This window comes from Niallia sp. M35 (genome assembly GCF_050971705.1).
In the GTDB taxonomy this organism is placed as follows: domain Bacteria; phylum Bacillota; class Bacilli; order Bacillales; family Cytobacillaceae; genus Niallia; species Niallia circulans_A.
The window spans coordinates 130,321-151,439 of sequence record NZ_JBPCEP010000013.1 but is presented as its reverse complement, the minus strand read 5'-3'; the positions used below and the strand labels follow the sequence as shown (position 1 = coordinate 151,439).

Genomic DNA, 21,119 nt, shown 5'->3' with positions numbered 1-21,119 from the left:
ATTAGAAACAAAAAGAAGATTAAAAGATAGAGAAAGTAAGCAACCGCCGGTAGAACCGGCGGTTAATTTCCCCTATACGTGCCCCTTTATAACGAAGCTCTTCTTAGAACAATTTCCTGTAAAAGATCAATCCAAATGACGATGCAAAAAGTAATAATTAAGTAGCTTTTCTGTGTTATTCCGTAAATTGTCATTGAAATATCTATGTACCTCGTGAAAACCATTGAAATAGAAATTATACTCGGTAAAATAACCATCATTCTCACCTTTTACTAACTTCCATCTACGCTTATACATCTTATTATTGTTTTCACGTATATCCTTTTGCACCTGCTTCATCGTGTGTTCGATTAAGTTTATATAGACTTGCCTAAGCTTAAAGGGAGCAGCATTAGCAACTTTTAAATCACGATCAAGTACTGTAAGAAGCATCGGTAAGTATATAGCATTTTCAAATATATTTCTATCGTCTTCAGATAATCTACTCATAACATCTGCTCCGTTTATACTTTTTCAACATCCACTAACTTTCTAAAAGAGATGTAATGAATTTGATTATTTTCATCCTGGATACGTAGCTGGTTGTTTAAATAATCTATGTAAACAGTGCGGCCAATCAAAGTATCTATATAACCGTTGTTAAAAAGGCTAAATTTAAGCAGCTGATTATATTCCATACCTTCATGTATTAGTATGTCTATATCATTCAATTTATCCTCATCTAAAACAGGCTGTTCAATCTTATTTTGGCTCTCAATAACTTCTTTTACTCCTGCTACATGTTCAGGCAGCATCATCGCTACCCACTTTTTAGTACCCCGGTCTTTTAACATATCCCCATCTCCTTTTCGATAGGATAATTATATAAGAACAATTGTTCTATTTCAATGTTGTTTTCGAACGGACGTTCGCATATAATATATCCAAAAGGGAGGTCTAACTGATGAAAGGTTTACTTAAAAGAGCTGTTATGAATGGTGAAGTTTTAGAAATGATTTATCTAAATACAAAAGGAGAAATTAGTCAACGTAGGATTAAAGTCATCAAACTTAATGAAGAATCGTTTAGTGCTTACTGCTTTACTCGTAATTAGCAACGTACTTTTAAGATAAGTAACATTTTATCGGTTGGACCAGTACGGACAGTAAGGAGAGGTGCATAATTATGACGTTAACAAAACCTAAGAAGGTTAAAAAGCCATCAAGACCAAGCCGAGACGAGTTTGAATTAGAGGAACTTGCCAATACTTTAACAGAAGCATTAGAGGATAAGCCTGAACTTAGATTAACTGTATGGAAGAGAGAAGATCCTGTAAGAGGTAAAGTAGTTAAAATGGATGGTAATACTAAATTAATTCATATAGAAAAATTTACTGAAACAATTAAAGTTCCTTTTATGGATATTTTATTTGCTCAGAGATTTTAAAAGCCCAACTCATATGAGAAAGGCTTTTATTATTATATATAAAACGTTTATTTAATATTAAAATCTTGTTCGCCTAATTTATCGCCACCCAATCCTTGTGTAGCTATTAATGTTACAGGAGTTTCTAAATCATCTAATTCATAAGCTACCGCGTTTTTAACTGTTCCATTTTTTTTAATTGTTTCTAGTTGAGAATCAAGGAATTGATCATCTGGAAGCCCGCCAACTTCAAGAGTATTAACTGAATTAGGATTATTATCTTGTACTGCTTCGAATACTGCCATCCATCCAGTAGTTGGATCAATATCTTTATCACTTAAATTAGTTGTTTCATACCAAATTGCAAATACAGGTTTTTCTCCATATTCATTTCCTTTTTCACCCGGTTGAATAACTTTAGTTTCTGTGATTTTGATCTTTAAATCAACTAATTTCGCTTCATTATCTTTAAAATAGACTTTATTATTCGTCTCTTTTTCTTCACTTGTATTTACTGTAGTTTCCTTTTTATTTCCAGATTCAGAACTGTTTTTCGTTCCTTCTTCTTGATTTCCGCAACCTACTATTAAAGATAGTGTCAACGCAGAAATTAATATTAAAATTTTTTTCATTGAATTTCCCCCTAATATTTGTCTGCTAAGCAACAACATTTTACATTTTAAGAGGAAATATTACTACACTTTCGACAAAAGTAGACAATGAGAAATAATTAAAAAGATCCCATATATATGGGGAGGGCTGCTTTATGTAAAATTAATAGTTACTTTTTTATTCTCAAATTCTTTTACAGTAATATACCATCAACTAGTACTTCTATAAATTTGCAAATTTCACTTGCTGTATCAATTTCTTGTTTGTTTTCTGAATTCTGACCACTTTTCATACTTAAGAATAAAGGGATTTATAGACCGGTATAATAAGGAGATTAATGTATTCTATATAGCTGCCTCCTTCATTACTAAACACCGTAAGATGCACACATAAGAAAGCCTATTCTCTAGAGGGGGCATTTTTTCATATTAATTAACAAACGCCCCCTTTTGTTTAAGTGTAATTATTCACAATCTTCTTTAGCGCAGTAAACTAGAAATTCCCAATTTATATTATACAGCATATCCTGTATGCATTTGGAAATATTATTATAGAGGTGAATCAATTATGAAAAAATCAATGCTAACATCTTCTGAAATAGGTTCCTTATGGGCAGAGTATATAAATGGAACAGCGACAGACATTATTAATAAATATATGTATTCAATAATAGAAGATAAAGCAATAAAGGAAATATTTCATACTGCAATTAAGACATTTGACCAACAAAAGAACACAATTGGTAAATTCTTCAAGGAAGAAGGATTTCCTATTCCTATTGGATTTAATGAATCTGACCTATATCTAGGAAAACAGAGATTGTTTTCAGATGCATTCTGCCTAAATTATTTACATATCATGACTATACATGGAATCTTAGGGCATACCACTGCCCTAAGCATTTCAGTCAGAAAAGATTTGAGAAACTTTTACGATTCATGTAGTACAGCTGGAAATAAGATGTATCATAAAACTATTGAGTTATTACTTGAAAAAGGTCTATTTCAAAGAGATCCACAATACTATGCATACGAACATCCAAGTTATGTCACCAGTAAAGATTTTAAAGATGGTTTTTTTGGAAAAGGTAGAACGCTTGCTGCAACAGAAATTATAAGTCTTTCGTTGAATCTTAAGAAAAGTATAATGGCTAAAACTCTATCTATTGCATTCTCACAGATAGCAGGATCTAAAGAAATTAGAAAGTTTCTAACTGAATCAGAGAAAACAGCAGATGGTCAAATAAAAGCATTAGCAAAAATACTTCAAGCAGATAACTTACCAGTGCCAAAATCTCTGGAAACAGAAGTAACCACCTCAACTGATTCACCATTTTCTGATAAGTTAATCCTTTTCCATATGGGTCTCCTGTTTCAAGCGGCTCAAAATTATCATGGTGCTGGATTAGCATCAGCCATGAGAACAGATCTTGTAGCCACTTATGAGAAGACTATATTACAGAATCTTATAGTTACAAAAAATTGGTTTGATCTTATGGTAGAAAATAAATGGTTAGAACAACCACCACTGGCACCTAATAGAAAAGAAATTGCAAAAAAGATATAACCAACATCGCCCTACCACTCGGTCGGGCCTTTAATTTATTTGTAAATTAAACTTTCACTAAACTGCCCCGTTTGTTATATAAGACAAACTCAACACTTTTTATAGAGAATTACATCAATTATTAAATAAGCGGAGTTATATATCGGGAGTACTAGATAGTTAAAGTAAGCAAAGCTTACGATGTAGTCTAAATATTCCTTAAATAGGAGTTTTTTGGAATAAAAAGAACTAAGCTAAGCTATATTCACTAAAACAGACGCAAAAAATAATCCTTGTTTGAATCTGAGGAATATTTTTAAGAATCTAAAGAATATATTATTTATTGCTCCTTTTGTTAATATCCAATGCTATCATTTCTAACTTACTAATCCATTTATAATAACCCAATATCATAAGTAGAAGAATAGGTACAATAATAAATTCAAACCACAATTTCCACCAGCCTAAATGAAAATAGCCCAAAGGTTCAGGGAGTAAAGTCAGTGCTTCATACATTGTAATCCCTACTGTCCAGTATGTAATATATAATACCTTTTTAATAATACTGTGGTTAAATGGAAAGTAGCTTATAAATAGTATATTGATTGGAGGAATTAAAATCGTGTGTGCAAAAACTCCAAACCAATCTACACCTTTATCAAAATACCAATACCCTCCGTACTTAAATTCAATAATCACATCAAAACTGATCTGAAAGGCAATAGTAAAAGTCCATAGACTTACTTTTCTGTTCATTGTAGGTATTTTATTTTTCTTATATGCAATGAAATTAAATAAGATAATCGAAATAGTAAGCAAGACCATAAATTGTTTTCTTCCTTTTTAATAGTAGATTTTCTGAATGAGTCTAATAATACATAATTGTTTTAATTAAATAACCAAATAAATTAGAACTAAATAGCTCACTTACCTAGGTTTCCTATTCAATAAACCTGCTTCGGTATTACCAGAAGAAATCAAATAAGTAGTTAGAGGAATACAGCTCTTTAGTTCTAAAATAAATATACGGTCTTTTAATTTTCTAATTTAAAACGTTCTTCCTTTTAAGAAAAACATAATATTTATAAACGAGATAATAAGGAAACAGATAGGAAAAAAAGGTAAATATAAAATTCCAATCATTTCCGTATATAATCTTTCCAGTTAAGACATATACCACTTCAAGTAAAGTTGTAAATAATGATATTAAAAAGATATAAAGAAAAGGACTCTTCCTTCTTTTAATAAAGAATATTAAGTAACTTGCTAATATTGGATATATACCTAAATTAAAGGGCAGAAAGGAAAATGTACTATTAGAGGAATTTACCTTCCAAAAGTTCAAATAAAAACCTAATTCATTTACAGTAAATGCTATTACTGAAAAAAATGAGCCAATGAGCGGGATTATCAATCTATCCTTTTTGTAAAGATGAAAGCACCCTACAATCCAAGGCAATATAAAGACCATCATGACATTAAAAATCATATTATTTTTCCTTTTTATTTTTATCTTTTCCTCAGAACTGAATTTTATTTATTTCAAGAGCGCAATTATTGGTAAATATTTTCACTTAAACCATTTCCCTATCTTTCCCGGTTGTATAATAAAATAATCTCAACAGAATATACGGAAAAAGACTTCTAAATATAACGCGGAGTACTAGATAGTCAAAGTAAGCAAAGCTGAAGATCATTTATAGGAATTTTTTTGGACTAATAAGTACGAGCCATCACTTCATATAGATTAATGAGGTGATGACAACATGAAGGTCAACATTATCAAAGGTCCTAATACTGACAAAGTTATCCAAGATTGCTATCATTATATTGTAAAGAAATATAGAGAGGAGCAAAATAAACTTGATAGGAATTTACGCAAGGGTGTCGACAGAGGAACAATTAAAGGGATTCAGCATAAACGGCCAGATTGAAGAGTGCATTCAATTAGCTGGAAATGAAGAATACCTAAAATACGTTGATGAAGGAATAACTGGCGAAATAATGAATAGACCTGCTTTGACTAGATTACAAGACGATATTGAAAATGGACTTATTCATAAAGTGATATGTTATGATCCTGACAGGTTATCTAGAAAGTTATTAGTACAGCTAATGATTACGGAGACACTGCAGAAGAATAACGTAGAGTTACAGTTTGTCAGAAGTGATTACAAAAACGACGCTGAAGGACAATTGTATTTCCAAGTTAGGGGTGCCTTTTCTGAATTTGATAAAGCTAAGATTAAACATAATACTATGACAGGAAGATATCGAAAAGCCAAGTCTGGCAAGGTTGTTAAAAATAATCATTTATATGGCTACCATTATAATAAAGAGAAAGAAACATACGAAATAAATGAAGAGGAAGCAAAGGTAGTCAGGATGATCTTTGACTATTACACCAATCCTAACAGTAAATTTCAGGGTATAAATGGTATTGCTCTTCACCTGACAGATATAAGTATTCCAACCAAAAGAGGTGCAAAGGTCTGGCATCGGCAAGTAGTCCGTCAAATATTGATGAATGAAGCATACACAGGTAATTATTATCAAAACAAATATGATACGGTTGGTAATTATGTAAAAAAACAAGCAGGGGAGAAAGTGGAATATGGAAAAATCAGACCGGAAGAAGAATGGCTAAAAACGGAGATACCTGCAATTATTTCACTAGAACAATTTGAATATGCCCAGTCCCTATTAGAGCAGGGGAGAAGACGCCAAACAAAAGTAAGCTTTCATCAGTATTTATTATCTGGTTTAGTAAGATGTGATCGTTGCGGAGGAACAATGACAGGTAAAAAAACGAAATCGCATGGTAAAGATTTTTTTATTTACACATGTCGCAAAAACTATGCTGGTTCAAAATCAAAGGGATGCGGTAAACAGATAAGCGAAAACAAATTAAATAAGTATGTATGGGACACTATAGTGGATTTACTCAGCGATCCAAAGAAAATTGCTGAATTTAGAGAACAAGATGAAAAGACCTATTTAAAAGAAGAAATGGAATATGTCTTAGCAGAAATAGAAAAAGCTAAAAAGGGCCGCAAGCGTTTATTCCAACTTGTCAGCCTAAGTGAAGATGATGATATGGATCTGGAAGAAATCAAAGAACAAATAAGAAATCTTCAACTAAAAGAAAAGAAGTTACAAGATAAGTATAACGAAATGTTAAATGAAAATGAAGTAGCTGCAGGTAAAGAACCAAGTGTGGTTGCCTTGGAATCTGCGATCAATATGTTTATGAAAAATAAGAAAAACGAATTTTCTTTTGAACACAAACAAGAAATATTGAGAAGGGTAATTAAAGAAGTAATGGTTGTAGATAGTGAGACTATAAATATACAAATCTTTTAACGCAGTACCCTATTGTAATCAAGAACGAAATCCTTATGCATCTAAGAGCTTTGAAAAAAACCAAAAAAGATGTTTCCTTGCATGATCCAATTGGTCAAGATAAAGAGGGGAATGAAATCAGTCTTATTGATGTTCTGAAATCAGAATCGGAAGATGTTGTGAATACGATTCAGTTGAATATGGAGCTGGAGAAAGTAAAGGAATATATTGATGTTTTAGATGAAAGAGAAAAAGAAGTAATCATCGGCAGGTTTGGTCTAGATTTAAAGAAGGAAAAAACACAACGAGAAATTGCAAAAGAATTAGGAATTTCAAGAAGCTATGTTTCAAGAATAGAGAAAAGAGCATTGATGAAAATGTTCCATGAATTTTATCGAGCAGAAAAGGAAAAAAAGCGAAAAAATGAATAAAAACTTTACATAAGGATGTTCTATAGATTTGCATTCTTATGAAGAAATCGTTTATATAGACACATCAATAATGGTATTTTAAGGGATAGAAGAGCAGCTTAGTCGCTTCGTTTTTTAACATTTGACTAAGCGGCTTATTCTATCTTTTATTTTTTGCATAATGAAGGGATTCTGTATTGTCGGTTGCTACCGTTTTTACAACTTCGCCTTGCCGATTTTTATAAATTTCATATTCACGGTAAACTTCCACTATAAACCCATCCTCTTCTTTTGTTTCTTCTAATTTATATTCAAGATCAGGAGCTCCAAATATTTCATCTCCATTACTGCTAACTTCTTGCTCTTCCTTTATAGCTCCGTAAAAGAGAACATTATTTTTGTTAATTTTTGCGGTTGGTGTTTCTATGTAAGCAATAAAACCCAATAGAATGATTATGGATATTAAAGAGATTTTTTTCATTTTGTGCTCTCCTCCTTCCATACATTGTATGCATGTCCTTTAGAAGTATGCGAATAAGAAAAGGAAGAACGATTGCGTAATTGGAAAATTTAATCATTTTTAAAGTGGGTTAATCATATCGTTAGAAAGGTACAGGCCTTCTTTTTTTATAAAAAAAGGGAACAGGTACAAACTTAGAATGCAAAAAATGTCTCAAAAAAATTTTTCACTTCTTGTAAATGTTTTATAACATTTGTAATATACATGAAATATAAAGCTGCTAAAAGCAGAAAAGATTAAAGTTCATCGAAGGGGTTGAAGACCTATGTTTATGAGACATATACTATTCATTACATTATTGATATCCTTGATTAACAATTTCTGGCCCATTCCTAATATAGATGATTTACAGGATGTTACATATCAAGAGGGGGACGAAATTTCCATTTCTGAGCTAAAAGATGCGGTAAGAAGTATGCAAAAGAAAGCTGATATCAACTCCTATTTCACGATGAAGCATGCAGTAGTAAGTGGGGAATTATATAACAATGAAGTTTGGAGATTTGATTTGGGTTTAAACACACCATATCAATTTACTGCTGAAAATGACAGCATTGACATAGCAGGTTTGCAAAAAGGATTGGTTAAGTTTATCGTGTTTTTTAGTTTTGGAGAAAATGAGAATTCCATTATAAGTAAGTCCATCTATTATTGTGATGAAAATGATTCCATTCATGAGGTGAAATTTATCGAGAATACAGAAAGAGAGAGTATTATCTTTTCATAAAAAAGTAAATCAAGAGAGAAAATTGTTGTTTTTTCAACTCTGCCTATTATGCCGGCATTTTCCCGCAGATAATAGGGCTAGAATCTAACATTCGGTATATGGGCTTTTAAACAAGCGAATTTTCACCATCTATCTATACTATTAGAAAGGTGGTGAAAAGCATGGTTAAAATTTTTATCGATCCTGGTCATGGTGGTTCAGATTCAGGTGCAGTAGGAAATGGACTGCAAGAAAAAAATATTACCTTAAGTATTGCTCAACAGATTAGAAGGTTTCTTCTGAATGAATATGAAGATGTAGAAATTCGGATGAGTCGCAATAATGATTCAGCCGTAAGTTTGTCCGCAAGAGTGAATGCTGCTAATAACTGGAATGCTGATTTTTATCTTTCTATTCATGTAAATGCAGGTGGGGGTAATGGCTTCGAAAGTTATATTTATCCGGGAGTTGGTGCACCTACGACGACTTATCAGAATGACATTCATAAGGAAGTAATAGATGAGACAGGATTTAATGATAGAGGAAAGAAAAATGCAAATTTCCATGTATTAAGAGAAACAACCATGCCCGCTTTGTTAACAGAAAATGGCTTCATTGATACAGTAGCAGATGTGAATCAGTTAAAAGATAGTAATTTTATTACAAAAATTGCTAAAGGGCATGTCCAAGGATTAGAAAGGGCTTTTTCTTTGCAGAAGAAGAAAAATCAACCACCGATCTATCGTGTACAAATTGGAGCATATAAGGAAAAGGAAAATGCAGAAAAAAAGGCAATGGAAGCAGCTGAAAAGGGATTTGATACAGCTATTTTATTTCGAAACAATCTGTTTAAAGTACAAATCGGGGCATTTAGTAATAGAAAGAACGCAGAGCGTTTAGCAGACAGAGCGAAGGAAGCTGGGTTTCATGCGTTTATATCTCCTAAGTAAACAACATTTATTTGCGGATATATAGGAAAAAGTTAGAAATAGGACAATTGCCTAAAACATTCACAACAAATTAAGAATATTTTATAGAAAGAGAGGAGGAAAATGAATGGCTGGTTATGGATACCCAAATCAAGTACCAGCAGCTGTTCCGCTTGGTGGATTTGGACCTGCACCTTTTGGCTATGGTGGTGCCCCTTATCCTGCTTATGGCGGTGTATATGGTGGTGCTGGTGGTTTCTGGTACGCATTTTTAATCATTCTTTTTATTGTTATCATTCTATTTTGGGGTTTTTGGGCATTCGGTGGCTTTTATCGCTAAGAGAAAAAGACGAAAAAGTTAGATGTTCTAATAGTAAATATAGTAATTCCTATACAAACAGGTTAATTCATATAGATTCTAGCATCATGTATCTGTTTTAGATAACGATGCTTTTTCTTTTGTTATCAGAAATATTTAACTATTTTAACAGAAAGAATGGAAATATTTCGATAGTCAAACTATAATGACATAGTAGTAACAGTGGAAGGAGATGGAGAAAAGTGAAGATAGAAGAATATCAAGCTACATGGGATTTAGAAGGATTATTTCCTGGAGGAAGTAATTCTCAAGAGTTTAGAGAGCATTTAGCTTTGTCTATGGATGAAATTGACAAATTATCAGCATATGTACATAAGTATGAGCCATTACAGGAGACGGACAAAGATTCATTGCAGCAAATTGTGAATCAGTTTGAAGTAGTCGTAAAGAAAGTAAGACAAGCAGGTGCTTTTGTCAGTTGTTTAGAGGCACAGAATATGGAAGATAAAGGAGCAAGCGCTTTAAGAGGTAGAGTAACTGAATTAAGTGCTGCGTTTCAAAATGTATTAACGGTTCTAGATGGGAAATTATCCTTATATAGTGATACGGAATGGGATTCCTTGTTCAAAGGCAGTAATCTAGAAGAACTTTATTTTGTCCTGTCAGAAAGAAGAGCAGCTGCTAAAGAAAAATTATCCGAAGAAGAAGAAACACTGATAAATAAGTTAAGTGTCGATGGCTATTATGGCTGGGGCCAAATGTATGATACCATCGTTGGAAAAATTCAGATTCCTTTTGATGAAGAATATCTCTCCGTTGGACAAGCTGCTAATAAATTTTCAAACCCTGAACGCGCGGTTAGAAAAAAGGTGTTTAAAGAATGGGAAAAAGCATGGGATGCAAATGGGGAAATTCTGGCCAAAACATTAAACCATTTAGCTGGTTTCCGATTAAATGTTTATGGGATGAGAGGCTGGACTAGTTTCTTAAAAGAACCTTTAGCGATTAATCGGATGCAAGAAGAAACATTGCAGGCGATGTGGAATGCAATTTCGAAGAAAAAACAGCCATTTGTACAATTTTTAAATAGAAAAGCTAAATTGTTAGGTTTAGAAAAATTAAGCTGGTATGATTTGGATGCTCCTCTTGGTAAAATAGAAACAAAAATGTCTTACCAAGAAGGTGCCGAATTTATTATTAAGCATTTCGAGCAATTTGGTACGAAAATGTCAGGATTCGCAAAGAAAGCATTTGAAGAGAGATGGATTGAAGCAGAAGATAGAAAAGGGAAAAGACCAGGGGGCTTTCACACCTATTTCCCTGAAAGTGCTCAGTCACGTATTTTTATGACGTATTCTGGCACGCCATCAAATGTTTCAACTTTAGCCCATGAATTAGGGCACGGCTTTCATACATACGCTATGCGCGATATGCACACATTAAATAGAAATTATGCAATGAATGTCGCAGAAACAGCGTCTACATTTGCGGAAATGATTGTATCCGATGCAGCTTTAAGGGCTGCTAAATCAGAGGATGAAAAGCTAGTATTATTGGAAGATAAAATTCAGCGATCTATAGCTTTGTTAATGAATATTCATGCTCGTTTTCTTTTTGAAACAAGATTTTATGAAGAACGTCAGAATGGATTAATTTCAAAGGAGCAATTAAATACGTTAATGCTTAATGCCCAAAAAGAAGCATATGGGGACGCTTTAGAGGAATACCATCCTTCTTTCTGGGGCTCAAAATTGCATTTTTATATTACAGGTGTACCTTTTTATAATTTCCCTTATACATTTGGGTTTCTATTTTCACTTGGAATCTATGCAAAAGCATTAGAGGAAGGAAAGGGCTATGAAGAGAAATACATTGCCCTATTAAGAGATACAGCAAGCATGACAGTAGAAGAATTGGCATTTAAGCATCTTCAAATTGATTTAACAAAAGAGGATTTCTGGAATAGTGCTATAGATCTTTGTATTAAGGATGTAGAAGAATTTTTAGCATTAACGAATGAATGAAAGGTCTTTTTATAGGATTATATAGAAATGACTAGAACCACAGCATTCGTTTAAAAGGAATATAGATAAAAGACCTCCTACATACCAAAAGCTGCTGGTGTGTAGGAGGTCTTCATTTTTTGATGAATAGCTTTAGTAAATGCTTATATTTTTTTCCATTTGAAACTGCCAATCATCAAGATGGAAAGAATAAGCATAAGAAATAAATAAATATGGCTCGGTATAAAAGTAAAAAATAGACAGCTAAAGGTTAAAATACAGCCAGCTGCTGTTATCGGCAGGCCTGTAAAAAAGCCATGACTTTCCGTAATATTAAATCGAGCTAATCGAAAAGCGCCACACACAATATAAAGGACTGTAAAGAAAGATCCTGGTGCTCCCAACTCAAATAAAATCCCTTGATACACTAATAATGCCGGTGCTACCCCAAATGAAATGATATCACTCATAGAATCAAGCTGTTTGCCAAGCTCTGATTCGATATTAAATTTTCTGGCAGTCATTCCATCCAGTCTATCTGCTAATGCAGCGATAAAAATAAGTAATAGACTTAATTGGAGATGTCCCTTTAAACTATAGATAATTGCAAAAGCACCTAATGAAATATTTGTTAAAGTTAACACATTAGCGAGTTGAGTTTTAATTTTCTTGATAGTTTGTTCTAAAACTCCATGTAAAAACATTAGATTCACTCCTAGTATGAAATGTTTTGCATTTCATACAACCATTTTTTTATATAATCATATATAATTCTAATTAGTATATGATCATTCGTAAAGAAAAATTTTTATTTATTGGAGGATTGCTTCATTGAAAGAAACAATTTATCGACTTTGTATTGAACTGACAAATGGAAGATGGAGTTCCTATATGATTAAGAAATTTGCTTATTCTAGATGGAGCCGATATTTAATTCCTTCCTTTGCAAAAGTTTATAAAATAAATATAGAGGAAATGGACAAACAACTAAAGGAATACGGATCCTTACATGAATTTTTTGTTAGAAAATTAAAAGCCAACTGCCGAAATATTCATGCTGATCATAGAGAAATAATTAGTCCTGTTGATGCAGTGATTGAGGATATTGGAGAAGTAAGAGAAGATAGCTCTATTTTAGTTAAAGGAAAAACGTATTCTATTCATGAAATGCTTGGGGATGAAAAAACAGTGGATAAATATATTGGTGGAACTTATTTAATATTTTATTTAAGCCCAAGTCATTATCATCGCATTCACTGTCCTGTCACAGGTACTGTAACAAATCGTTGGACACTTGGAAATAAATCGTATCCTGTTAATAAATATGGTTTAAAGTGGGGGAAATCTACCCTCTCCAAAAATTATCGGTCTATAACGGAATTAAAGACAGAGGAAGGAAACGGGATATGTATTGTGAAGGTTGGTGCCATGTTTATTAACTCTATCGTCCTAAACCATAAGAAAGACCGCGTAGTTCAGGGAGAGGAAATTGCTTATTTTTCATTTGGCTCAACTGTTGTGTTACTATTTGAAAAAAATACATTTAAACAGAAAGGCTTTCATTCCATTCCATATCCGGTTAAAATAGGAGAGGTTATTGGAGAGAGCTTCGAAAAGCGCAATGAATACAAAAATTAATAGTTTAAAAGAAAAACAGCCTTGTACAAGGCTGTTTTCAAATGGAATATATAATTACTTTTATTGGGTTAAGAGGAGACTTTTATCTTGTTGCTTAAAGAACGTCGGTGAATCTCTGTTTCGATGAGACGAATAAATTCAGGGCTTAAGTTTAATTCCCTTGCTTTATGATAGGACTCAATCAATAATTCATCTGACAGTTTTCGCATGCCAGAAACACCTCCATTCAAATATAATGAGAAGATTTTCATAGAAAACATATATAAATGTAGTTGTTTTCAGTGTTGAAATAAGATTTTTTTAATTCGCTGATTAAAAAGTGCATACTAGATGTATCATTCGACAATGTTTATCAGAAAACTAGCTTGTCTATGTAAAAAAATTGCTATGTAGAGAACACTTTTAATCTTCTTTTTTTAGTGGATTAATCTTGGAAGTTTTTTGGATAGTATATTGTATCCTTACTTTAACAAAAATAAACATAGAGAACAACTGTTCGTTTATCCACAGCGTTCAGTGGATAACCTGTGATTATTTTGTTGAGAACTATGTGGACTATATGTAAATCAATGGGTATTATGTGTATAATGTTATCCACATATGTTGAAAAATGCGTATTTTGTCGAAAATTATTTTGCTATTATTAAAAAAAGAATGAATATGGTATCTTCTTTAAGAAGAAAAACGGTATAATATTATTTTCTTCTATCGTAAAAATGGTTACCATAACAATAGGAAGACATACTGGTTAAACTGGTTAAACTATAGAAATGAAAGAATTAAGAGGTGTTTTTTAGTGTTAAATCAATTTTTGCCAAATCAGTTTGTTAAAAATATATTTGAAATTTCCCCAGATGATTTAAAGAAAAAAGGAATAAAAGGCATCATAACAGATTTAGATAATACGTTAGTAGAATGGGATCGCCCGCTTGCGACTCCTCAAATTATTGAATGGTTTGCAGAAATGAAGAGAAATGACATTAAAGTCACAATTGTTTCTAATAATAAAGAAGCAAGAGTAAAATCATTTTCTGACCCGTTGCATATTCCTTTTATTTTTGCTGCTAGAAAGCCGCTTGGTCGTGCTTTTAAAAAAGCTATCATGCAAATGAATACAAAAAAAGAAGAAACAGTTGTAATTGGTGACCAATTATTAACAGATGTTCTTGGCGGGAATCGTAGTGGATTTCATACTATTTTAGTCGTGCCTGTTGCGCAAACAGATGGGTTTATGACTAGAATTAATCGTAGAATCGAAAGAAGAATTTTGAATTGGTTTCGTAGAAACGGAAAATTAACTTGGGAGGATTAATACGTGACAGAAAGAATACATTGTATCGGCTGTGGAGTAGTTATTCAGACGGAGAATAAGAATGAATTAGGTTATGCACCTTCTTCTTCGTTAGAAAAGGAAGAGGTTATTTGTCAAAGATGTTTCCGTTTAAAGCATTATAACGAAGTACAAGATGTTTCTTTAACAGACGATGATTTTTTAAAGATTCTAAATGAAATAGGGAAAAGTGACAGCCTAATAGTAAAATTAGTAGATATTTTTGATTTCAATGGAAGCTGGTTACCTGGTCTTCATCGTTTTACTGGGAACAATAAAGTAATACTAATAGGAAATAAAGTAGATCTTTTACCAAAATCGGTGAAACACCATAAGGTTATCAATTGGATGAAAAAAGAAGCAAAGGATTTAGGATTGAGACCAGAAGATGTATACCTTGTCAGTGCAGAAAAAGGAAAGAATATTAAAGAAGTACTGGATGCAATTGAATATCATCGTAACGGAAAAGATGTTTATGTAGTGGGCTGTACAAATGTAGGGAAATCTACTTTTATTAATCGAATTCTTAAAGAGGTATCTGGAGAAGAAAATGTAATTACAACATCACATTTTCCTGGTACAACGCTAGATATCATTGAAATTCCATTGTCGGATGGTAAATACCTAGTGGATACCCCTGGAATTATTAATCACCATCAAATGGCTCATTTTGTTGATAAAAAAGATTTGAAAATTATCACGCCAAAAAAAGAAATAAAATCGAGAATTTTTCAATTAAACGATCAACAAACATTATTCTTTGGCGGGCTAGCTCGATTTGATTTTGTAAAAGGCGAGCGCAGTAGCTTTGTATGCTATTTCTCTAATGAAATAACGATCCATCGGACGAAGTTGGAAAAGGCAGATGAGCTGTATGAAAAACATGCAGGTGAATTATTGACACCTCCCAACAGAGAGCATTTGGAGGCTTTTCCAGAGTTGGTAAGGCATGATTTTTCTATAAAAGAACCAAAAACAGATATTGTGTTTTCAGGCTTAGGCTGGATAACGATTAATGAACCGAATATTCAAGTTTCTGTTTATGTGCCTAAAGGGGTACATGCCTTGTTGCGTAAATCGTTGATATAATCTGTTTTGCAATAAAGCAAGGGGAAAAGGAGAGCAGCTATTTATGAAGAACTATGCAGTAATTGGTGATCCAATTCAGCATTCGATGTCACCTGTTATGCATAATGATCTTTTTCATTTCTATGGTTTGGATGCTGAAATGAAAAAAATGCATATTAAAACAGAGAGGCTCGAAATGGGACTAAAAAGTTTGAGGGATAGTAATATAGATGGCTTTAATGTTACCGTCCCCCATAAACAAGCAATCATTCCCTTTTTGGATGAACTAGACCCATTGAGTGAAGCGATTGGCGCAGTTAATACGGTGGTTTGTAAAAATGGAAAGTGGGTTGGGTATAATACGGATGGGGAAGGGTATTTAAGAAGTCTATTAGACCAGCTATCTAACTTGAAGCAGAAAAAAACATTGATTATTGGTAGTGGCGGTGCCGCAAGAGCAATCTATTTTTCACTAGCTAATTATGGAGTACACCATATAGATATTTGTAATCGTACGCTTTCAAATGCAGAAAGGCTGAAAGAAGCGTGTCCTTTTTCAGTTGTAACAAATATACTGGAAGTTGCTTCAGTGGACAAAAATCTTGAGGAATATGATCTTATCATCCAAACAACTTCCATTGGAATGTCACCAAAGATAGATGTTTCGCCTATTCAAGTAAGAAATTTGAAGCAGGGCACATTCGTTAGTGATATCATCTATAATCCATTAGAAACAAAAATATTAAAAGATGCAAAAGCCAAAGGCGCTGTAACGCAAAATGGAATTGATATGTTTGTATATCAAGGAGCTTTAGCGTTTGAGAAATGGCAAGGAATTTTCCCAGATACAGCTAGAATGAGACAAAATGTTTTAACACAATTAGGAGGATCATCATGTTAAGAGGTAAACAAAAAAGGTTTTTACGAGCAAAAGCACACCATTTGAGCCCTATATTCCAAGTAGGAAAAGGTGGCGTTAATGACAATATGATTAAACAAATTAGTGAGGCATTAGAGGTTAGAGAACTATTAAAGATAAGTATTTTGCAAAACTGTGATGAGGATAAAGATACGGTAGCAAGTGAATTAGTAAATGGAACAAAAAGTGAGCTAGTTCAAATTATAGGAAATACAATTGTATTATATAAAGAATCAAAAGAAAATAAAACGATAAATTTACCATCATAAGTCGGTAGAAGAGGCGATTTTTTTGAAAAAAGTTGGAATATTGGGAGGGACGTTTGATCCTCCTCATATAGGACATCTAATTATAGCAAATGAAGTACTGCACGCAAAAAAATTAGATGAAATATGGTTTATGCCAAATCAAGAACCTCCACATAAAATAAAAACAGGGACGGTAACAAATACTCAACGAGTAGAAATGTTACAATTATCAATAGAATCCACTTCCTCTTTTCGCATCGAAACGATGGAATTAGACAGAGAGGGGAAATCCTATACGTATGATACGATGAAGCTTTTAAATGAGGCTTACCCAGATAATGATTTTTATTTTATAATTGGAGCCGATATGGTAGAATATTTGCCAAAATGGTATAAAATTCAAGAACTTATGGAAATTGTACAATTCATAAGTGTGAACCGCCCTAAATATCAACTAGAAACGGCTTACCCAGTGCAGTATGTAAAGGTTCCTGATATAAATATTTCTTCGAGCTTAATTCGTGAAAGGGTTAAGGAAGGGGAAACCATTTCCTTTTTAGTCAGAGATGAAGTAAAGAGATATATTGAGGAGAATCGTCTATATGAATCGTGAAGAAGCATTACAAATAGTAAAAGAACAAATAACGGAAAAGCGTTATATTCATACAATCGGTGTAATGGAAACAGCAATTAAGTTAGCGAATAAGTACGGTGGAGATGCTAGAAAGGCAGAAATAGCAGCGATTTTTCACGATTACGCAAAATTTCGCCCAAAGGATGAAATGAAAAAGATTATCATACAGCAAAATATGGATCCTAATCTTTTATTATTTCATTCAGAACTTTGGCACGCTCCAGTTGGTGCTTTTTTAGTTGAGAAAGAAGTCGGAATAAAAGATAGAGAAATATTAGATGCTATTAGATACCATACATCAGGAAGACCTGAAATGAGTATGCTAGAAAAAATAGTCTATTTAGCCGATTATATTGAACCTGGCCGAGCTTTTCCAGGGGTAGATGAAGTAAGAGAATTGGCAGAAGTGAGTTTAGAAAGAGCTTTTTTGCAAGCGGTGAAAAACACGATTATGTTTCTTATTCGGAATAATCGAGCTGTATTTCCTTTAAGCTTTGAAACATATAACAGTTATTGTATAAAAATGGAGGTTGATTGAATGGATGAACGTACTTTATTATGGACTGCTGTAAAGGCAGCTGATGACAAAAGAGCAGAGAATATTGTTGCCCTAAATATGAAAGGTATTTCTCTTGTTGCTGATTATTTCGTAATCTGTCATGGTAATTCTGACAAGCAAGTACAGGCTATTGCGAATGAAATTAAAGAAAAGTCTGGTGAACTTGGAATTACGGTTAAACGTTTTGAAGGTTATAATGAGGCAAAATGGATCTTAGTTGATTTAGGAGATATTATTGTCCATGTCTTTCACCGCGATGAAAGAACTTATTACAATTTAGAGCGTCTTTGGGGAGATGCACCAGTGGAAAATGTGGAAAGTGTGATCAGTCAATGAGTTATGAGCAGTTTGCCTATCTTTATGATCGCTTAATGAATGATGTACCTTATGAGAAGTGGATACAGCTTATCAAAAAGGCAGCAGCCGATTATAAAGTTAATGGAGCAAACCTTTTAGACCTAGCCTGTGGAACAGGAGAGTTATCGATTAGGCTGGCACAGACTGGTTATAATGTAACTGGGATTGATTTATCGGAGGATATGCTAAGTGTTGCTCAAGCGAAGACAATGGAAGCAGGAGAATCTGTATTTTATATAGAACAAGATATGTCTCAGCTAGAGGGCTTACCCGTTTTCGATCTTATTTGTATTTGCTGTGATTCCATCAACTATTTAAGAACCGAAGAAGAAGTCATAAATACTTTTGAAAGTGTTTATGCCCATTTAGATGAAAAAGGCTTATTTATATTTGATGTGCATTCCTTGTATAAAATGAATCAATTATTTATCAATCAAACCTATACAGTCAATGATGAGGATTTAAGCCTTATATGGCAATGCTATGAAGGAGAATATCCCAATAGTGTTGAACATGATTTAAGTTTTTTTGAATTAGATGCAGCCTCAGGAATGTATCGTCGATATGATGAACTCCATTTTCAACGAACTTATTCCGTTGACCAATATTCGGAATGGCTCGAACAAACTGGGTTTACTTTATTGAAAGTTGAAGCCGATTTTTCTCAAGATATATTAGATGAAAAGGCAGAGCGAATTTTCTTTTATTGTAAGAAAAAATGAGATGTTTCCTCAGTAAAGCAGTTTTGCAGTTGCAAGATAAATGCTTCTAGGAGAAAACTTGGAAACATCCTTCCTACATATTGTTTTTTATGGCGAAAATGTGAAAGGGGGAAATGGTCCTTGGATGGATCATTTCCCTTTTTCCTATTCTAAAAACAGCCATTTGTAATTTTTTTTGAAAAATTTGAAAAGGGAGAAGGAATTCGAATGGGTAAAGTAGAAAGTAATAGGAGCATTATATATTTTTATGCCATGTGACAAGATTTTTAAGGGATTGCTTATCATCCTCATATTTTGCCTGTGTTGCTTGAAATAGTTGATTAAAAGTATCTCCTATTTGACGTTCCAAAACATTTATTCCTTCGCCTGTAATCCCGCCCTTTACACATACCTTTTCCTGTAATGTAGGTAAAGTGTAATAGCCCTTCTTTAATAATTCTCCTAAGCCAATAAGCATTTCGCTAGCTAATTTTGTTGCTGTTTCTGTATCAATTTCTGTTTCATCTACAGCGCCTTCTATAAATCTTTGGGTAAGATAGCTGAAAAAAGCTGGTCCGCAACTTACTATATCAGAGGCAACCCTCGTAATGTCATCTTCAATTTCTAATGGTGTCGAAAATTTTTCATACAAACTTTCTAATTGTTTTTTCCACTCTTCCGTACAATTGCTTCCAAAGGAAAACAAAGAAACGCCTGCCAATGCTCTATTGGTAATGCTTGGTATAATGCGAGCAACAGAGCACCTAAATAAAGAATCAAGCTGGTCAGGGCTTATTGGACTAGTAATCGAAATAACGCATTTTTCTTCTGTTAAAACGGGAGAAATAGTATGGGCTACCTCATACATATCATGTGGCTTTACACATAAAAAGATAAGCTCTGCTTTTTTTGCTATTTCGATGTCGCTATCGCATATATTTATGGTAGGATACTCTTCCTTAATTTCTAAAGCTTTGTTTCTTGTTCGATTGAAAATAAATAAGTCTTCGGGGGAAACCGCTTTTCCATCAATCATTGATTCTATTAGTATTTTCCCCATATTTCCTGTACCAATCATTCCAATTTTCAATTTTCCTTCCCCCCTTAAATTGAGCGTTTTCTCATATAACGATATGTAGCAACATTTCAAAATATACCTGAAAGGATGATTAGTTATCATGGACTGGCTTCGTAAAAATAAGAAAATAATTTTCTTTGGTTTAGGTGGCATCGTACTTTTATTGCTATATCGTTTTTACCCTATTCTTATCTCGAGTAGTGAAGAAGAACAAATTCCCCATGAAAACTTGTTTGCTGAAAGAAACTTAGAGGAGAAGCCAGAAGAAGCACTAGAGGAAGAACCGCCTGTTACCGTAATGCTGGTAGATGTGAAAGGGGCGGTTAAGAATCCAGGTGTTTATGAAGCGAATGAAGGAGAACGGGTGAATGATGTGATTGAAAAGGCAGGCGGAATTTTGAAAGATGGAGAAAAAAATGCAGTGAATTTTGCAATGAGAGTGACAGACGAAATGATTATTAATGTTCCTTATATAGGAGAAGAGGGGGAAGCAGCTAATGGAAATGCAGTTGGTAACGAGACTTCCGTTCCTTCAAATGAAGGTACAGTAAATATTAATAAAGCTAGTGAAACGGAATTGCTTGAATTACCAGGAGTGGGTCCGTCTAAAGCAGCGGCCATTGTGGAGTATCGTGAACAGAATGGAGGTTTTTCTACAAAAGAGGATTTAAAAAACATAAGTGGAATTGGAGAAAAAACATATGAAAAATTAGAATCCTTTATTTCGATAAAATAAATCTAGGGATATGTATTTAAAGCAAGAGATTGCTTTATGTGCCGCATGGAAATCCTTTTCG

The 21,119-nt window shown here is 33.3% G+C and carries 27 protein-coding genes and 1 pseudogene; 19 read left to right on the top strand and 9 right to left on the bottom strand.

The genetic code is table 11. From position 1 onward, the window contains the following. Positions 1-126: 126 nt before the first annotated feature. Together NiCM35_RS18975 and NiCM35_RS18970 are read right to left on the bottom strand one after the other, a co-directional pair. Positions 127-489, bottom strand: a complete 363-nt coding sequence (locus NiCM35_RS18975) for a YhjD family protein (protein ID WP_095334320.1) — start codon at positions 487-489, stop codon at positions 127-129. Positions 490-503: 14 nt separating this feature from the next. Beyond that, a complete protein-coding gene (locus tag NiCM35_RS18970) occupies positions 504-833 on the bottom strand; it encodes a YolD-like family protein (RefSeq protein WP_172867100.1) in 330 nt (109 codons plus the stop codon). Between the two features lie 110 nt (positions 834-943). Here NiCM35_RS18970 and NiCM35_RS18965 point away from each other — a divergent pair, with 110 nt between their 5' ends. Further along, the gene (locus NiCM35_RS18965; protein ID WP_433780526.1) at positions 944-1,093 is read left to right on the top strand and encodes a hypothetical protein; all 150 of its coding nucleotides are present in this window, start codon (positions 944-946) and stop codon (positions 1,091-1,093) included. Positions 1,094-1,164: 71 nt separating this feature from the next. Beyond that, positions 1,165-1,425, top strand: a complete 261-nt coding sequence (locus NiCM35_RS18960; RefSeq protein ID WP_433780524.1) for a YolD-like family protein — start codon at positions 1,165-1,167, stop codon at positions 1,423-1,425. Positions 1,426-1,472: 47 nt separating this feature from the next. Here NiCM35_RS18960 and NiCM35_RS18955 read toward each other — a convergent pair whose 3' ends face one another. Next, the gene (locus NiCM35_RS18955) at positions 1,473-2,036 is read right to left on the bottom strand and encodes a DUF5067 domain-containing protein (RefSeq protein WP_433780522.1); all 564 of its coding nucleotides are present in this window, start codon (positions 2,034-2,036) and stop codon (positions 1,473-1,475) included. A gap of 547 nt (positions 2,037-2,583) precedes the next feature. On the opposite strand from NiCM35_RS18955, the gene NiCM35_RS18950 reads away from it, so the two are divergent. Beyond that, positions 2,584-3,582, top strand: a complete 999-nt coding sequence (locus NiCM35_RS18950) for a DUF3231 family protein (protein ID WP_341123021.1) — start codon at positions 2,584-2,586, stop codon at positions 3,580-3,582. Positions 3,583-3,897: 315 nt separating this feature from the next. Here NiCM35_RS18950 and NiCM35_RS18945 read toward each other — a convergent pair whose 3' ends face one another. Beyond that, positions 3,898-4,386, bottom strand: coding sequence for a hypothetical protein (locus tag NiCM35_RS18945; protein ID WP_341160849.1), 489 nt, complete (start codon positions 4,384-4,386; stop codon positions 3,898-3,900). 217 nt (positions 4,387-4,603) lie between these two features. Then, complete coding sequence (locus NiCM35_RS18940) at positions 4,604-5,032, bottom strand: CBO0543 family protein (RefSeq protein ID WP_303985480.1); 429 nt, start codon at positions 5,030-5,032, stop codon at positions 4,604-4,606. Positions 5,033-5,424: 392 nt separating this feature from the next. Between NiCM35_RS18940 and NiCM35_RS18935 the strand changes: the two genes are divergently transcribed. Together NiCM35_RS18935 and NiCM35_RS18930 are read left to right on the top strand one after the other, a co-directional pair. Next, the gene (locus tag NiCM35_RS18935; protein WP_249878150.1) at positions 5,425-6,924 is read left to right on the top strand and encodes a recombinase family protein; all 1,500 of its coding nucleotides are present in this window, start codon (positions 5,425-5,427) and stop codon (positions 6,922-6,924) included. Between the two features lie 17 nt (positions 6,925-6,941). Continuing rightward, positions 6,942-7,334 (top strand): annotated as a pseudogene (locus tag NiCM35_RS18930) (sigma-70 family RNA polymerase sigma factor); the annotation flags it as partial. A 139-nt stretch (positions 7,335-7,473) separates the two neighbouring features. On the opposite strand, the gene NiCM35_RS18925 reads toward NiCM35_RS18930, so the two are convergent. Then, positions 7,474-7,794, bottom strand: coding sequence for a hypothetical protein (locus NiCM35_RS18925; RefSeq protein WP_095334289.1), 321 nt, complete (start codon positions 7,792-7,794; stop codon positions 7,474-7,476). A 304-nt stretch (positions 7,795-8,098) separates the two neighbouring features. Here NiCM35_RS18925 and NiCM35_RS18920 point away from each other — a divergent pair, with 304 nt between their 5' ends. The 4 genes from NiCM35_RS18920 (at position 8,099) to NiCM35_RS18905 (ending at position 11,811) form a co-directional block, all read left to right on the top strand. Then, positions 8,099-8,560 carry a hypothetical protein gene (locus tag NiCM35_RS18920; RefSeq protein ID WP_095334288.1) on the top strand — a complete coding sequence of 154 codons (462 nt, stop codon included), beginning with the start codon at positions 8,099-8,101 and terminating at the stop codon, positions 8,558-8,560. Between the two features lie 161 nt (positions 8,561-8,721). Continuing rightward, a complete protein-coding gene (locus NiCM35_RS18915) occupies positions 8,722-9,489 on the top strand; it encodes an N-acetylmuramoyl-L-alanine amidase (RefSeq protein WP_095334287.1) in 768 nt (255 codons plus the stop codon). 106 nt (positions 9,490-9,595) lie between these two features. Continuing rightward, complete coding sequence (locus NiCM35_RS18910) at positions 9,596-9,808, top strand: sporulation protein YjcZ (RefSeq protein ID WP_095334286.1); 213 nt, start codon at positions 9,596-9,598, stop codon at positions 9,806-9,808. A gap of 221 nt (positions 9,809-10,029) precedes the next feature. After that, a complete protein-coding gene (locus NiCM35_RS18905; RefSeq protein WP_123260838.1) occupies positions 10,030-11,811 on the top strand; it encodes a M3 family oligoendopeptidase in 1,782 nt (593 codons plus the stop codon). Between the two features lie 143 nt (positions 11,812-11,954). Here the strand turns inward: NiCM35_RS18905 and pssA are convergent, their stop codons facing one another. Further along, positions 11,955-12,494 carry a CDP-diacylglycerol--serine O-phosphatidyltransferase gene (gene pssA, locus NiCM35_RS18900; RefSeq protein ID WP_095334284.1) on the bottom strand — a complete coding sequence of 180 codons (540 nt, stop codon included), beginning with the start codon at positions 12,492-12,494 and terminating at the stop codon, positions 11,955-11,957. 127 nt (positions 12,495-12,621) lie between these two features. On the opposite strand from pssA, the gene NiCM35_RS18895 reads away from it, so the two are divergent. Beyond that, on the top strand, positions 12,622-13,428 hold the full coding sequence (locus NiCM35_RS18895; protein ID WP_095334283.1) for a phosphatidylserine decarboxylase: 807 nt from the start codon (positions 12,622-12,624) through the stop codon (positions 13,426-13,428). A 68-nt stretch (positions 13,429-13,496) separates the two neighbouring features. Here NiCM35_RS18895 and NiCM35_RS18890 read toward each other — a convergent pair whose 3' ends face one another. Continuing rightward, on the bottom strand, positions 13,497-13,637 hold the full coding sequence (locus NiCM35_RS18890) for a sporulation histidine kinase inhibitor Sda (RefSeq protein ID WP_016202937.1): 141 nt from the start codon (positions 13,635-13,637) through the stop codon (positions 13,497-13,499). A gap of 569 nt (positions 13,638-14,206) precedes the next feature. On the opposite strand from NiCM35_RS18890, the gene NiCM35_RS18885 reads away from it, so the two are divergent. The 8 genes from NiCM35_RS18885 to NiCM35_RS18850 are packed head-to-tail and all read left to right on the top strand — an operon-like array spanning position 14,207 to position 19,265. Continuing rightward, the gene (locus NiCM35_RS18885; protein WP_328588029.1) at positions 14,207-14,740 is read left to right on the top strand and encodes a YqeG family HAD IIIA-type phosphatase; all 534 of its coding nucleotides are present in this window, start codon (positions 14,207-14,209) and stop codon (positions 14,738-14,740) included. 3 nt (positions 14,741-14,743) lie between these two features. Beyond that, the gene (yqeH, locus tag NiCM35_RS18880) at positions 14,744-15,847 is read left to right on the top strand and encodes a ribosome biogenesis GTPase YqeH (protein ID WP_123257999.1); all 1,104 of its coding nucleotides are present in this window, start codon (positions 14,744-14,746) and stop codon (positions 15,845-15,847) included. A 43-nt stretch (positions 15,848-15,890) separates the two neighbouring features. After that, on the top strand, positions 15,891-16,727 hold the full coding sequence (gene aroE / locus NiCM35_RS18875; RefSeq protein ID WP_123257998.1) for a shikimate dehydrogenase: 837 nt from the start codon (positions 15,891-15,893) through the stop codon (positions 16,725-16,727). Next, the gene (gene yhbY / locus NiCM35_RS18870; protein ID WP_016202941.1) at positions 16,721-17,014 is read left to right on the top strand and encodes a ribosome assembly RNA-binding protein YhbY; all 294 of its coding nucleotides are present in this window, start codon (positions 16,721-16,723) and stop codon (positions 17,012-17,014) included. The genes aroE and yhbY overlap by 7 nt, the downstream gene beginning before the upstream one ends. A 22-nt stretch (positions 17,015-17,036) precedes the next feature. After that, positions 17,037-17,606, top strand: a complete 570-nt coding sequence (locus tag NiCM35_RS18865; RefSeq protein ID WP_095334276.1) for a nicotinate-nucleotide adenylyltransferase — start codon at positions 17,037-17,039, stop codon at positions 17,604-17,606. Further along, positions 17,596-18,165, top strand: coding sequence for a bis(5'-nucleosyl)-tetraphosphatase (symmetrical) YqeK (yqeK, locus tag NiCM35_RS18860; RefSeq protein WP_095334274.1), 570 nt, complete (start codon positions 17,596-17,598; stop codon positions 18,163-18,165). Before NiCM35_RS18865 ends, yqeK begins: the two co-directional genes overlap by 11 nt. Continuing rightward, on the top strand, positions 18,166-18,522 hold the full coding sequence (gene rsfS / locus NiCM35_RS18855; RefSeq protein ID WP_095334273.1) for a ribosome silencing factor: 357 nt from the start codon (positions 18,166-18,168) through the stop codon (positions 18,520-18,522). Further along, complete coding sequence (locus NiCM35_RS18850) at positions 18,519-19,265, top strand: class I SAM-dependent DNA methyltransferase (RefSeq protein WP_123257997.1); 747 nt, start codon at positions 18,519-18,521, stop codon at positions 19,263-19,265. The genes rsfS and NiCM35_RS18850 overlap by 4 nt, the downstream gene beginning before the upstream one ends. Positions 19,266-19,500: 235 nt before the next feature. Here NiCM35_RS18850 and comER read toward each other — a convergent pair whose 3' ends face one another. Then, positions 19,501-20,334, bottom strand: coding sequence for a late competence protein ComER (gene comER / locus NiCM35_RS18845; protein ID WP_123257996.1), 834 nt, complete (start codon positions 20,332-20,334; stop codon positions 19,501-19,503). 88 nt (positions 20,335-20,422) lie between these two features. Here comER and NiCM35_RS18840 point away from each other — a divergent pair, with 88 nt between their 5' ends. Continuing rightward, complete coding sequence (locus NiCM35_RS18840; RefSeq protein WP_123257995.1) at positions 20,423-21,058, top strand: helix-hairpin-helix domain-containing protein; 636 nt, start codon at positions 20,423-20,425, stop codon at positions 21,056-21,058. The last annotated feature ends 61 nt before the right edge of the window (positions 21,059-21,119 follow it).

Excerpts from the sequence above, each read along its gene's own strand:
- NiCM35_RS18975 (WP_095334320.1), bottom strand. The coding sequence starts at position 489 with ATGAGTAGATTATCTGAAGACGATAGAAATATATTTGAAAATGCTATA.
- NiCM35_RS18970 (WP_172867100.1), bottom strand. The coding sequence starts at position 833 with ATGTTAAAAGACCGGGGTACTAAAAAGTGGGTAGCGATGATGCTGCCT.
- NiCM35_RS18965 (WP_433780526.1), top strand. The coding sequence starts at position 944 with ATGAAAGGTTTACTTAAAAGAGCTGTTATGAATGGTGAAGTTTTAGAA.
- NiCM35_RS18960 (WP_433780524.1), top strand. The coding sequence starts at position 1,165 with ATGACGTTAACAAAACCTAAGAAGGTTAAAAAGCCATCAAGACCAAGC.
- NiCM35_RS18955 (WP_433780522.1), bottom strand. The coding sequence starts at position 2,036 with ATGAAAAAAATTTTAATATTAATTTCTGCGTTGACACTATCTTTAATA.
- NiCM35_RS18950 (WP_341123021.1), top strand. The coding sequence starts at position 2,584 with ATGAAAAAATCAATGCTAACATCTTCTGAAATAGGTTCCTTATGGGCA.
- NiCM35_RS18945 (WP_341160849.1), bottom strand. The coding sequence starts at position 4,386 with ATGGTCTTGCTTACTATTTCGATTATCTTATTTAATTTCATTGCATAT.
- NiCM35_RS18940 (WP_303985480.1), bottom strand. The coding sequence starts at position 5,032 with ATGGTCTTTATATTGCCTTGGATTGTAGGGTGCTTTCATCTTTACAAA.
- NiCM35_RS18925 (WP_095334289.1), bottom strand. The coding sequence starts at position 7,794 with ATGAAAAAAATCTCTTTAATATCCATAATCATTCTATTGGGTTTTATT.
- NiCM35_RS18920 (WP_095334288.1), top strand. The coding sequence starts at position 8,099 with ATGTTTATGAGACATATACTATTCATTACATTATTGATATCCTTGATT.
- NiCM35_RS18915 (WP_095334287.1), top strand. The coding sequence starts at position 8,722 with ATGGTTAAAATTTTTATCGATCCTGGTCATGGTGGTTCAGATTCAGGT.
- NiCM35_RS18910 (WP_095334286.1), top strand. The coding sequence starts at position 9,596 with ATGGCTGGTTATGGATACCCAAATCAAGTACCAGCAGCTGTTCCGCTT.
- pssA (WP_095334284.1), bottom strand. The coding sequence starts at position 12,494 with ATGTTTTTACATGGAGTTTTAGAACAAACTATCAAGAAAATTAAAACT.
- NiCM35_RS18890 (WP_016202937.1), bottom strand. The coding sequence starts at position 13,637 with ATGCGAAAACTGTCAGATGAATTATTGATTGAGTCCTATCATAAAGCA.
- aroE (WP_123257998.1), top strand. The coding sequence starts at position 15,891 with ATGAAGAACTATGCAGTAATTGGTGATCCAATTCAGCATTCGATGTCA.
- yhbY (WP_016202941.1), top strand. The coding sequence starts at position 16,721 with ATGTTAAGAGGTAAACAAAAAAGGTTTTTACGAGCAAAAGCACACCAT.
- yqeK (WP_095334274.1), top strand. The coding sequence starts at position 17,596 with ATGAATCGTGAAGAAGCATTACAAATAGTAAAAGAACAAATAACGGAA.
- rsfS (WP_095334273.1), top strand. The coding sequence starts at position 18,166 with ATGGATGAACGTACTTTATTATGGACTGCTGTAAAGGCAGCTGATGAC.
- NiCM35_RS18850 (WP_123257997.1), top strand. The coding sequence starts at position 18,519 with ATGAGTTATGAGCAGTTTGCCTATCTTTATGATCGCTTAATGAATGAT.
- NiCM35_RS18840 (WP_123257995.1), top strand. The coding sequence starts at position 20,423 with ATGGACTGGCTTCGTAAAAATAAGAAAATAATTTTCTTTGGTTTAGGT.